Annotated in this window: 9 protein-coding genes; 5 read left to right on the top strand and 4 right to left on the bottom strand. The window is 61.4% G+C overall.

What is annotated here, in order from left to right:
• Nucleotides 1-188 precede the first annotated feature (188 nt).
• Nucleotides 189-1,259: an aminopeptidase gene (locus QDT79_RS08140; protein ID WP_060422571.1), complete on the top strand. Its 1,071-nt coding sequence runs from the start codon at nt 189-191 to the stop codon at nt 1,257-1,259.
• A gap of 55 nt (nt 1,260-1,314) precedes the next feature.
• On the opposite strand, the gene QDT79_RS08135 is transcribed toward QDT79_RS08140, so the two are convergent.
• From QDT79_RS08135 to cysJ, 3 genes are all read right to left on the bottom strand, one after another.
• A complete protein-coding gene (locus QDT79_RS08135) occupies nt 1,315-2,049 on the bottom strand; it encodes a phosphoadenylyl-sulfate reductase (protein WP_016929052.1) in 735 nt (244 codons plus the stop codon).
• 61 nt (nt 2,050-2,110) lie between these two features.
• Entirely contained in the window at nt 2,111-3,826 is a 1,716-nt protein-coding gene (cysI, locus tag QDT79_RS08130; protein ID WP_063991378.1) for an assimilatory sulfite reductase (NADPH) hemoprotein subunit, read from the bottom strand.
• Nucleotides 3,826-5,628: an NADPH-dependent assimilatory sulfite reductase flavoprotein subunit gene (gene cysJ, locus QDT79_RS08125; protein WP_060422522.1), complete on the bottom strand. Its 1,803-nt coding sequence runs from the start codon at nt 5,626-5,628 to the stop codon at nt 3,826-3,828. Before cysJ ends, cysI begins: the two co-directional genes overlap by 1 nt.
• A gap of 435 nt (nt 5,629-6,063) precedes the next feature.
• Here cysJ and queD point away from each other — a divergent pair, with 435 nt between their 5' ends.
• Nucleotides 6,064-6,423: a 6-carboxytetrahydropterin synthase QueD gene (gene queD / locus QDT79_RS08120; RefSeq protein ID WP_004932638.1), complete on the top strand. Its 360-nt coding sequence runs from the start codon at nt 6,064-6,066 to the stop codon at nt 6,421-6,423.
• 30 nt (nt 6,424-6,453) lie between these two features.
• On the opposite strand, the gene queE is transcribed toward queD, so the two are convergent.
• A complete protein-coding gene (queE, locus tag QDT79_RS08115) occupies nt 6,454-7,125 on the bottom strand; it encodes a 7-carboxy-7-deazaguanine synthase QueE (protein ID WP_038873559.1) in 672 nt (223 codons plus the stop codon).
• Nucleotides 7,126-7,451: 326 nt separating this feature from the next.
• Here queE and QDT79_RS08110 point away from each other — a divergent pair, with 326 nt between their 5' ends.
• The 3 genes from QDT79_RS08110 (at nt 7,452) to hutH (ending at nt 12,391) form a co-directional block, all read left to right on the top strand.
• Nucleotides 7,452-8,792, top strand: a complete 1,341-nt coding sequence (locus QDT79_RS08110; RefSeq protein ID WP_197787320.1) for an MFS transporter — start codon at nt 7,452-7,454, stop codon at nt 8,790-8,792.
• Nucleotides 8,793-9,167: 375 nt separating this feature from the next.
• Nucleotides 9,168-10,859: a urocanate hydratase gene (gene hutU / locus QDT79_RS08105; RefSeq protein ID WP_175089867.1), complete on the top strand. Its 1,692-nt coding sequence runs from the start codon at nt 9,168-9,170 to the stop codon at nt 10,857-10,859.
• Nucleotides 10,856-12,391: a histidine ammonia-lyase gene (gene hutH / locus QDT79_RS08100; RefSeq protein ID WP_063991383.1), complete on the top strand. Its 1,536-nt coding sequence runs from the start codon at nt 10,856-10,858 to the stop codon at nt 12,389-12,391. The genes hutU and hutH overlap by 4 nt, the downstream gene beginning before the upstream one ends.
• The last annotated feature ends 85 nt before the right edge of the window (nt 12,392-12,476 follow it).

Below are 12,476 nucleotides of genomic sequence, written 5' to 3'. Positions count from 1 at the left end.
GAATGATTAGTTCCTTTATGGAATATAGGCCGCAACGCCAGAGGCAAACGGTGATAACTGCGGCGACGGTTTGCGCGTTAGCGCGAAAATTAAGAGACGGGGAAATTGTGTAATGCCGCCCGGCGTCTCATACTGGGTGCCGCAGAAAAATGATCGGCAGCGCCGATAGCAAAGAAGGATTTTTCGGTATGTTTTCCCGTTTTTACCTGAAGACCAGCCTGCTGGCCCTCGCACTCGGCGGCGTCTTCAGCGTTTGTGCCGCACAGCCCGCAAAAGACGCGCCAATGGGCCGTTTCGCCGCCGAACAGACCCGCCACATCGCCACTTATTTCCCCGGCCGCATGGCGGGCAGCCCGGCCGAATTGCTCACCGCCGACTACCTGAAGCAGCAGTTCGCCAAGATGGGTTACCAAAGCGACATTCGCAGCGTCAACACGCGCTATCTCTACACCAGTAAAGACGGCAAGAAGAACTGGAACAACGTCACCGCCAGCTCGGTGATCGCCGCCCGCAACGGCGACAGTCCGAAACAGATAGTGATCGTCGCCCACTTCGACACCTACACGCCGCAGAGCGACGAAGATCTGGATAACAACCTCGGCGGCCTGACGCTGCAGGGCGTCGACGACAACGCCTCCGGCATCGGCGTGATGCTGGAGCTGGCGGAGCGCCTGAAGAGCATCCCCACCGCCTACGGCCTGCGCTTCGTCGCCACCAGCGCCGAAGAACTCGGCTCGCTGGGCGCACAGAACTACCTGCAACGCATGAGCGCGGAAGAGAAAAGCAACACCGTGCTGGTGATCAACCTCGACAGCCTGATCACCGGCGATCGCCTGTACTTCAACGCCGGGCGCAACACGCCGCCGCAGATGGCGAAACGCTCCCGCGATCGCGCGCTGGATATCGCCCATCGCTACGGCATCGCCGCCGCCAGCAATCCGGGCAGCGCACAGCATCCGAAGGGCACCGGCTGCTGCTCCGATCAAGAGGTATTCGATGCGGCGGGCATCCCGGTGCTGTCGGTGGAGGCCACCAACTGGTCGCTGGGCGACAAGGACGGCTACCAGCAGCGCGCCGTCAGCCCGCACTTCCCGCAGGGCATCACCTGGCACCGCCCGCAGTATGACAACCTGCAGTACCTGGATCGCTACCTGCCGGGGCGGATCGACAAACGCAGCCGCGACAGCGTGCAGATCCTGCTGCCGCTGATCAAAGAGCTGGCGCAGGCGCACCCGCCGAAAGCACAGAAGAAAAAGTAGCCCGCAAAAAAACAGGGCCCAGCATTGCTGAGCCCTGTCGTGTGATTCGCCTCGTTTAGCCTTCGTGCAGGCCGCACTCGCGCTTCAGCCCGAAGAAACGCGTCTCTTCCTCGCTCATGCCCGGCTCCCACTTCTGGGTGGTGTGGGTATCGCCTACCGACAGGTAGCCCTGCTCCCACAGCGGGTGATAGCTCAGCCCGTGCTCGGTCAGATACTGGTAAATCTTGCGGTTGTCCCAGTCGATGATCGGCAGGATCTTGAACACCCCGCGCTGCACCGCCAGCACCGGCAGATTGGCGCGGCTGCCGGACTGCTCGCGCCGCAGGCCGGCGAACCAGCTCTGCGCCCCCAGCGTCTCCAGCGCGCGGTTCATCGGCTCAACCTTGTTGATCTGGTTGTACTTTTCAATCCCTTCCACACCCTGTTCCCACAGTTTGCCATAGCGCGCCTCTTGCCAGGCGGGAGACTGTTCGGCGCGGAACACCTGCAGATTCAGCTTCAGCTGGTCGGTCAGTTGATCGATAAAGCGGTAGGTTTCCGGGAACAGGTAACCGGTGTCGGTCAGGATCACCGGGATATCCGGCCGGATGCGCGTCACCAGGTGCAGACATACCGCCGCCTGAATGCCGAAACTGGACGAGAGTACGAACTCGCCGGGCAGATGCTCCAGCGCCCATGCAACGCGCTGTTCGGCGCTGAGGGTCTCCAGTTGGCCGTTGACCACCGCCAATGCCAGCGCCTGCCCGGATTTGGGCAACGCGTTCAGCGCCGCCAGATCGAATTCAGCCATGTTGTCTCTCCTGCTACTTGAAATTACCTGTGCGGCCCCTCTGCCCAGGGGCCGCCCGACCTCACTCCCAGAAATCTCGCGCCGGATCCAGCACCGGTTTGACGATGCCCGCGCGAACGGTGAAGTCGCCGAAGCCTTCGCCGGCGTTGCGCTCCTTCGCCCAGCGCCCCACCAACAGGTCGATCTCGCTCAGGATCTCGTCTTCGTTGATGTTCTCGCGATACATACGCGGAATGCGCGTGCCTTCGCGATTGCCGCCCAAATGCAGGTTATAGCGGCCGACCGCCTTGCCCACCAGCCCCAGCTCCGCCAGCAGCGCGCGGCCGCAGCCGTTCGGGCAGCCGGTGATGCGCAGCACGATATGCTCGTCGCCCACCCCGTGCCGATGCATGATCCCTTCCACCTTGGTGACGAACTGAGGCAGGAAGCGCTCGGCCTCCGCCATCGCCAGCGGGCAGGTCGGGAACGATACGCAGGCCATCGAGTTCTTGCGTTGCTCGCTGATCCCGTCGTCGATCAGGCCATGATCGCGCGCCAGGGCCTCGATCTTCGTCTTCTCGCTTGCCGGCACGCCGGCGATGATCACGTTTTGGTTCGCCGTCAGGCGGAAGTCGCCTTTATGGATCTTGGCGATCTCCGCCATGCCGGTCTTCAGCGGGCGCCCCGGATAGTCCAGCAGGCGGCCGTTCTCAATAAACAACGTCAGGTGCCACTGATCGTCGATGCCCTTCACCCAACCGATGCGATCGCCGCGGCCGGTGAATTCATACGGCCGGATCGGCGCGAAGGTGATGCCGGCGCGCTTTTCCACTTCGGCGCGGAAAACGTCCACCCCGACGCGCTCCAGCGTGTATTTGGTTTTGGCGTTCTTGCGATCGGTGCGGTTGCCCCAGTCGCGCTGCGTGGTCACCACGGCCTCCGCGACCGCCAGCGTATGTTCGAGCGGAATGTAGCCGAACTCGCTGGCCTGGCGCGCATAGGTTTTCTTGTTGCCGTGTTCGATGGACAGCCCGCCGCCCACCAGCAGGTTGAAGCCTACCAGCTTGCCATTTTCGGCGATCGCCACGAAGTTCATGTCATTGGCGTGCAGATCGACGTCGTTCTGCGGCGGGATCACCACCGTGGTTTTGAACTTACGCGGCAGGTAGGTCGGCCCCAGAATCGGCTCTTCGTCGGTAGTGGCCACCTTCTCCTGATCCAGCCACACCTCGGCGTAGGCGCGGGTGCGCGGCAGCAGGTGTTCGGAGATCTTCTTCGCCCACTCGTAGGCTTCCTGATGCAGCTCGGACTCCACCGGGTTGGAGGTGCACAGCACGTTGCGGTTCACGTCGTTGGCGGTCGCCAGCGCGTCCAACCCCAGACGGTTCAGCAGCTGGTGCACCGGTTTGACGTTGCCTTTCAGAATGCCGTGAAACTGGAACGTCTGGCGGTTGGTGATGCGAATGCTGCCGTACAGCGTGCTCTCCTGCGCGAACTTGTCGATGCCCAGCCACTGCTGCGGGCTGATGATGCCGCCCGGCAGGCGGCAGCGCAGCATCATGGCGTGGCGCGGCTCCAGCTTCTGCTCGGCGCGTTCGGCGCGAATATCGCGGTCATCCTGCTGATACATGCCGTGAAAACGGATCAGCAGGAAATTGTCGCCGTTGAAGCCGCCGGTCAGGCCGTCGTTCAAATCTTCGGCGATGGTGCCGCGCAGGAAGTGGCTCTCCTTCTTCATGCGCTCCGCATCGGCCAGTTTGCCTTCGACTACCAAAGGCCCGGGGTGTTTATCACTCATCAGTAAACATCTCGCTGATAACGGCGCTCAAGGCGCAGCTCACTTAAAAATTCATCCGCCTGCTCGGTATCCATGCCACCGTGCTCGGCCACCAGTTCCAGTAATGTGTTTTCCACGTCTTTCGCCATGCGATTGGCATCGCCGCAGACGTAAATGTGCGCGCCTTCCTGAATCCAGCGCCACACTTCCGCGCCCTGTTCGCGCAGTTTGTCTTGTACGTATATTTTATGTTGCTGGTCGCGGGACCAGGCCAGATCGATGCGGGTCAGCAGGCCGTCTTTCACGTAGCGCTGCCATTCGACCTGATACAGGAAATCTTCGGTGAAGTGCGGGTTGCCGAAGAACAGCCAGTTCTTGCCGCCGGCGCCGTCGGCGTCGCGCTGCTGCATAAAGGCACGGAACGGCGCGATGCCGGTGCCCGGGCCGATCATGATCACCGGCGCTTCCGGATTGGCCGGCAGGCGGAAGTTGTCGTTGTGTTCGATAAACACCCGCACGTCGCCGTCCTCCTCCAGGCGATCCGCCAGGAAGCCGGAGGCGCCGCCGCTGCGGGCGCGCCCGTCGATGTCGTAACGCACCACGCCCACGGTGATGTGCACTTCGCTTTCGTTCTCCGCCTGCGAAGAGGCGATGGAGTACAGGCGCGGCGTCAGCGGGCGCAGCAGACCGACCAGCTGTTCGGCGCTCAGGTCCGCCGGCGCCTGACGCACCATGTCAACGATCGGCGTGTTGTGCGCATAGTGCTGCAGCGCGGCTTTATCCGCCAACAGGCCGATCAACGTTTCGTCGCGCGACAGCGCGGCGTATTTATCGACGATCGGCGTGGTGTTCTGCGTCAGCTCGAAATGGCTGCGCAGCGCCTGCGCCAGCGGCAGGGTTTGCCCTTCCACCTCGACCGGCTCGTCGCCTTTCAGCCACAACAGCTGCACCAGTTCGTCCACCAGCGCCGGATCGTTGTCGAACCATACGCCGAGCGCATCGCCCGGCTGATAGCGCAGGCCGGAGTCGCCCAGATCGATCTCGATATGGCGCACGTCTTTATCCGACGCGCGGCCGGTAATTTTCTGATTGACCGCCAGTTGGGCGGTGAGCGGCTGTTCCTTGCTGTACGGGCTGCTGTCGATCAGATCGACCGCGCCGCTGGCCAACACGCCCGGCGCGGCGCTTTCCGCCGGCGCGCGCGCCTTCAGCACCGATACCACCTGTTTGCGCCAGGCAGCGGCCAGTTCCTGGTACTCCACGTCGGCGTCCACGCGCTCCACCAGGCGCTCGGCGCCCAGCTCGGCCAGCTTGCCGTCGAAATCCTTACCAGACTGGCAGAAATTCTCATAAGAGGTGTCGCCCAGCCCGAACACCGCAAAAGCGGTATCATTCAGCTTCGGCGCCTTCTTCGAGAACAGGAATTTATGCAGCGCCACCGCTTCTTCCGCCGGTTCGCCCTCCCCCTGCGTCGAGGCGACGATCACCAGCAGGCGCTCTTGGGCTATCTGCTTGAACTTGTAGTCGCCGGCGCTGATCAGCGTGGCGCTCAGATTGGCGGCCAGCAGATCGTCGCGCAGCTGCTCCGCCAGGCGGCGCGCATTGCCGGTCTGCGAAGCGGAAATGATGGTGATGCCGGCGGCAGCCGCAGGGGCGACAGGCGCAATGGCCACGGCTCCGGGCTGTTGATTGACCATGCCCCAAAAATAGCCGGACAGCCACGCCAGCTGCGTCGGCGAATAGTCACCGATCGTCGCCTGCAGGCGCGCCAGCTGTTCGGGCGTCAGCGGGAGCAAAGATGTTGGAGGAGCCTGAGTCGTCATTGCTGTACTTATTCCTATACTTAGCGCCTTTCCTGCCAGGCGCGCGCCAGTGTCAGTCGCTGTCTCTTCGCTGCGTCGGGTGTGCGGAAAAGATCAGGAGAGTTTGTAAGGTTACCGAGCAGAATAGCAACGATTAAATAAGGGATAGCAATAAATCATAACCAAAATGACTAAGCTGTTTTTCTGGTAAGGGATAACGCTTAAACCGTTAAACAAAGTTTTTTATCCAGATGAAATTAAAGCGCTTTTTTTCATCGTTTTTTCACCGTTCAACATTTCGGCTCATTACCCCAGCCGATAGGTGCCGCAAACACCAAACAAAAAAAGTGTTAACCGGGCGCGGTTACCGCGGCGCTAGACCATAACGGTATAAATGGCAAGCAGACGCGCTTTCCGGTACTATGCGGCGGTTTTTGAGTCAATGAGGCCGTAATAATGGCAACCACGCTGTTTAAAGATTTTCAGTTTGAAGCCGCACACCGTTTGCCGCACGTGCCGGAGGGCCATAAATGCGGCCGCCTGCATGGGCATTCGTTTATGGTGCGTCTGGAAGTGACCGGTGAAGTGGACCCCCACACCGGTTGGGTGATGGATTTCGCCGAGCTCAAGGCTGTGTTTTCCCCGATCTGGGAACGGTTGGATCACCATTATCTGAACGATATTCCAGGATTGGAAAATCCCACCAGCGAAGTGCTCGCCGCCTGGATTTGGCAGCAGCTCAAGCCCCAGTTGCCGGAACTGACTGCGGTGATGGTGAAAGAGACCTGTACCGCGGGATGCGTATATAAAGGTTAAAAGAAAGGGCGCCGCAAAGGCGCCCTGATTTTAGGCGATGTTCAGATACTTGTGGGTCTGCATCGACAGCCGCCAGTTGCGCGCGATGCAGGTTTCGATGCACAGGCGGGTCGCCTCTTCTTTCTGACTGATCGGCTGCAGCGCAATAATCCGTGCCTTGTCGTCCTGCAGCGTCGCCAGCAGCGCGTCCAGCGCCTCGATGTCGCGCTCGCGCGCCACCGGATGCTTCACCTCGTCGGCGCGCCGCAGCGCCTGATCCAACACCTTCATGCCGCCGCGCATATTCACCTTGGGCGAAACCGTCACCCAGGTTTTGGCGGAACAGCGGATGTCGTGGGTACCGCTGGTCTCAATCTGGCAGCCGTAACCATGCTGTTCGAACAGCTCGGTCAGCGGCGTCAGATCGTAGATGCAGGGTTCGCCGCCGGTGATCACCACATGGCGCGCGGTGTAGCCTTGTTGACGCATCACCGCCAGCAGCTGCTCGGCGCTGGCATTGCCCCAGGCGTCGCTCTCTTCTGTTTTGACCAGGATCCGTTGCAGGTCGACTTCCCGATTGGCTTCCTTTTCCCAGGTATGTTTGGTATCGCACCAACTGCACCCTACCGGGCAGCCCTGCAGGCGGATAAAAATGGCCGGCACGCCGGTGAAAAAGCCTTCGCCCTGCAAGGTTTGGAACATCTCATTGATCGGGTACTGCATCAGTTTCTCAATCTGGAAAAGTAAAAAGCGATTATCGCAGATTCCGGCCCGGCGACCAAACGGCCAAAATTGTATTAAATTTTATCCTCCGCGCCGCCACCAGCATATCTCACCGCCCATGGCGTTTATTTAATTTGTTCGACGGGTTCTGATCTTTCATTCACGGTGTAACCTGCTTCGCAAAAACAACATTTATTTAACGCATAAGATAAATATATTTGACATAAAGCGTCGACGCGCAGATGTATATACAAGCAAACACAAGCCGGGCGTCAGTTTCGGCCGCGTTCCATCCATCACGACTACATCTGCGTTTAGAGGGTGCCATGACTCATTCCACCAGCGAGTTGAACATTCAGCAGGCCATCGACGACAGCAAGTTTTCGCTGTTTCACTGGACCCTGATCATTCTCGGATTCCTGATCCTCGCCATCGACGGTTTCGATACCGCCGCCATGGGCTATATCGCCCCCTCGGTCGCCAAAGACTGGGGCATCGTCAAACAGGATCTGGGGCCGGTGCTGAGCGCCGCGCTGCTGGGGCTGTCGCTCGGTGCGCTGATCGCCGGGCCAATCTCCGACCGCATCGGCCGCAAGCGCGTGCTGGTGTTTTCCTGCTTGTTCTTCGGCCTGTCGAGCCTGGCCACCGCCTACGCCGGCTCGCTCAATAGTCTGACGCTGTGGCGCTTCCTCACCGGCCTCGGGCTGGGAGCGGCGATGCCCAACGCCATCACGCTGATCTCCGAATACGCGCCGCAACGCTGCCGTTCGTTGGCGATCAACACCATGTACTGCGGCTTTCCGCTGGGCGCGGCCGGCGGCGGTGCCATTTCATCGTGGCTGATCCCAAGCTACGGCTGGCACAGCGTGCTGTTGCTCGGCGCCATTGCGCCGCTGGCGTTGACGGTCTTGCTGATCCTGCTGCTGCCGGAATCGGTCAAATATATGGTCAACCGCGGGCAGGATGCGGCGAAGATCAAGCGCATCGCGCAACGCTTCGTCAGCCAGAACCTTGACGGCGTGACGCGTTTTTACCTGTACGAAGAGAAGCTGACGCAGGCCAAGACCAGCGTCGGCCTGCTGTTCAGCCGCCCTTACCTGCTCGGTACGCTGATGCTGTGGGTGACCTACTTCATGGGGTTGGTGATCTACTACGTGTTGCTGAGCTGGATGCCAATCCTGATGCAGGGGCTGGGCTATCAGCTGGAACAGTCGGCGATGCTCACCTCGCTGTTCACCTTCGGCGGCACGCTTGGCATCCTGGTGGCCGGCTGGCTGATGGATCGCTGGAATGCGCACAAGGTGGTCTCGAGCGGCTTTGTCGTCACCGCCCTGTTGATCGTGGCGATGGCGACCGAAGACAAGCAGATCGTGTTGCTGGGCGCCTTCATCTTCCTGATGGGCGTCACCATGAACGGCGCGCAGTCCGGGCTGCAAACGCTGGCAGCCACCTTCTACCCCACCCATAGCCGCGCCACCGGCATCGCCTGGATGCAGGGCATCGGCCGCTTCGGCGGCGTCGCCGGCACCATGATGGGCGCCCAACTGCTGGCGATGCAGTGGGAAGTGCAGAGCATCCTGATGTTCCTGTGCGTACCGGCGCTGATCGCCGCCATCGCCACGGTGTGCAAAATGAGCCGCAAACCGATGCTGCAACCGGCCGCCTGAGCCTGGCAAGCCCGCCCACGGCGGGCTTTGTTCCTGCGGTGATAGGACTTGTTTATCCTTCGCCGCCAACTGTAATCAGTCTGTAAAAATATTGTGACTAGTCGCCCAAAAATGAGTCAATTTTAATTCATTTTTGCCGAACAGCTCACTTTTCTCCGGCTTCCAGCACATGAGACCGGCGATAAAAAATCGCATATCAACATGATATAAAAAGAAAATAAATTTTTCTTATGCCACTTTTCAGCGGCAACTGGTCAGTGTTGCATATGCTTGTACATACAAGTATATGTTAATAAGCCCTACGCATTATTATGCCGTGGTACTCATCCCCACCGCGGCATGGAATCTGCACCGATACTGTTTGAGGAAACTGCTGTGACTACAAATAACAAAGTTCGCAATGTCGATGTACGCGCGCCACGCGGCACACAATTAAACGCAAAAAGCTGGCTGACCGAAGCGCCGTTACGCATGCTGATGAACAACCTCGATCCTGAAGTTGCGGAGAACCCACACGAGCTGGTGGTGTACGGCGGCATCGGTCGCGCCGCACGCGACTGGGATTGCTACGACAAGATCGTCGAAACCCTGAAGACGCTGGAAGAAGACGAAACCCTGCTGGTGCAGTCCGGCAAGCCGGTCGGCGTCTTCAAAACCCACAGCAACGCGCCGCGCGTGCTGATCGCCAACTCCAACCTGGTGCCGCACTGGGCGACCTGGGAACACTTCAACGAACTGGACGCCAAAGGCTTGGCCATGTACGGCCAGATGACCGCCGGCAGCTGGATCTACATCGGCAGCCAGGGCATTGTTCAGGGCACCTATGAAACCTTCGTCGAAGCGGGCCGCCAGCATTACGACGGCAGCCTGCAAGGCCGCTGGGTGCTGACCGCCGGCCTGGGCGGCATGGGCGGCGCGCAGCCGCTGGCCGCGACGCTGGCGGGCGCCTGCTCGCTGAACATCGAATGTCAGCAGAGCCGTATCGATTTCCGCCTGAAAACCCGCTACGTCGATGAGCAGGCCAACGATCTGGACGACGCGCTGGCCCGCATCAAAAAATACACCTCAGAAGGCAAAGCCATCTCCGTCGCCCTGTGCGGCAACGCGGCGGAAATTCTGCCTGAGCTGGTTCGCCGCGGCGTGCGCCCGGACATGGTCACCGATCAGACCAGCGCCCACGATCCGCTGAACGGCTACCTGCCGAAGGGCTGGAGCTGGGAAGAGTATCGCCAGCGCGCCCAGACCGAGCCGGCTAAAGTGGTCGCCGCCGCCAAGCAGTCGATGGCCGATCACGTCAAAGCCATGCTGGCGTTCCAGCAGATGGGCGTGCCGACCTTCGACTACGGCAACAACATTCGCCAGATGGCGAAAGAAGTGGGCGTCGACAACGCCTTCGACTTCCCGGGCTTCGTGCCGGCCTACATCCGTCCGCTGTTCTGCCGCGGTATCGGGCCGTTCCGCTGGGCGGCGCTGTCCGGCGATCCGCAGGACATCTACAAAACCGACGCCATGGTGAAAGAGCTGATTCCGGATGACGAACACCTGCACCGCTGGCTGGACATGGCGCGCGAGCGCATCAGCTTCCAGGGCCTGCCGGCGCGCATTTGCTGGGTTGGCCTCGGCCAGCGCGCCAAGCTGGGCCTGGCGTTCAACGAGATGGTGCGCCGCGGCGAACTGTCCGCCCCGATCGTCATCGGCCGCGACCACCTGGATTCCGGCTCCGTGTCCAGCCCGAACCGTGAAACCGAAGCGATGAAAGACGGCTCCGATGCGGTTTCCGACTGGCCGCTGCTGAACGCCCTGCTGAACACCGCCAGCGGCGCCACCTGGGTTTCCCTGCACCACGGCGGCGGCGTCGGCATGGGCTTCTCCCAACACTCCGGCATGGTGATCGTCTGCGACGGCACCGACGAGGCCGCCGAGCGCATCGCCCGCGTTCTGCACAATGACCCGGCTACCGGGGTCATGCGTCACGCCGACGCCGGTTACGATATCGCTATCGACTGCGCCCGCGAGCAAGGCCTGAACCTGCCGATGGTTGCCGCGACCCAAGGAGAAAAAGCATGAAAGCGCTGACTATTCGCCCTGGCAAACTGACGCTGGCCCAGCTACGCGACGTCTATCAACACCCGGTAACGCTGACGCTGGACGACAACGCCTACGCGCCAATCCAGCAGAGCGTGGCCTGCGTGGAACGCATCGTTGAAGAAAACCGCACCACCTACGGCATCAACACCGGGTTTGGCCTGCTGGCTTCGACGCGCATCGCCCGCGACGATCTGGAAAACCTGCAGCGCTCGATCGTGCTGTCACACGCCGCCGGCGTAGGCGAGCCGACCGACGACAGCCTGGTGCGCCTGATCATGGTGCTGAAGATTAACAGCCTGTCGCGCGGCTTCTCCGGCATTCGTCTGGAAGTCATTCAGGCGCTGATCGCGCTGGTCAACGCCGAAGTTTATCCACATATTCCGCTGAAAGGCTCGGTCGGCGCCTCCGGCGACCTGGCGCCGCTGGCGCACATGAGCCTGGTGCTGCTGGGCGAAGGCCAGGCGCGCCATCAGGGCCAATGGCTGCCGGCGACCGAAGCGCTGGCCAAGGCCGGCCTGAAACCGCTGACCCTGGCGGCGAAAGAGGGCCTGGCACTGCTGAACGGCACCCAGGTCTCCGCCGCCTTCGCGCTGCGCGGCCTGTTCGATGCCGAAGATCTGTTCGCCGCCGCGACCGTGGCGGGCAGCCTGACGGTGGAAGCGGCGCTGGGCTCTCGCAGCCCGTTCGATGCGCGTATCCACGAAGTGCGCGGCCAGCGCGGCCAGATCGACGCCGCCCTCGCCTATCGCCACCTGCTCGGCGCGCGCAGCGAAGTCTCCGACTCGCACCGCAACTGTGAAAAAGTGCAGGATCCTTACTCCCTGCGCTGCCAGCCACAGGTGATGGGCGCCTGCCTGACGCAGATCCGCCAGGCCGCCGAGGTGCTGGAAATTGAAGCCAACGCCGTCTCCGATAACCCGCTGGTGTTCGCCGAACAGGGCGACGTGCTGTCCGGCGGCAACTTCCACGCCGAACCGGTGGCGATGGCCGCCGATAACCTGGCGCTGGCGTTTGCCGAAATCGGTTCGCTGTCCGAACGCCGCATCTCGCTGATGATGGACAAGCACATGTCGCAGCTGCCACCGTTCCTGGTGGAAAACGGCGGCGTGAACTCCGGCTTCATGATCGCCCAGGTGACCGCCGCGGCGCTGGCCAGCGAAAACAAAGCGCTGGCGCACCCGTCGAGCGTCGACAGCATCCCGACCTCCGCCAACCAGGAAGACCACGTCTCCATGGCGCCGGCTGCCGGTCGCCGCCTGTGGAGCATGGCGGACAACGTGCGCGGCATTCTGGCGGTCGAATGGTTGGCCGCCTGCCAGGGCCTGGATTTCCGCAACGGCCTGAAGACCTCGGAAGGTCTGGAGCAGGCGCGCCGTCTGCTGCGCGAGCATGTCAGTTTCTACGACAAGGATCGTTTCTTCGCCCCCGACATTGAAGCCGCCAGCCAACTCTTGGCGGCCGGTCACCTGACATCGCTGCTGCCTGCGGCGCTGCTGCCTAGCCAGGCATAATCATCACACACTGAATCACGCAGTTTGTTCTGCCCCGCCGGGTGCGTTCCACCCGGCGCGGGCAGCGCGTGCCTGTTCGGCAAAC

This window comes from Serratia marcescens, assembly GCF_029846115.1.
GTDB classification, from domain to species: domain Bacteria; phylum Pseudomonadota; class Gammaproteobacteria; order Enterobacterales; family Enterobacteriaceae; genus Serratia; species Serratia marcescens_L.
This window is presented reverse-complemented; position numbering and strand designations above follow the sequence as displayed.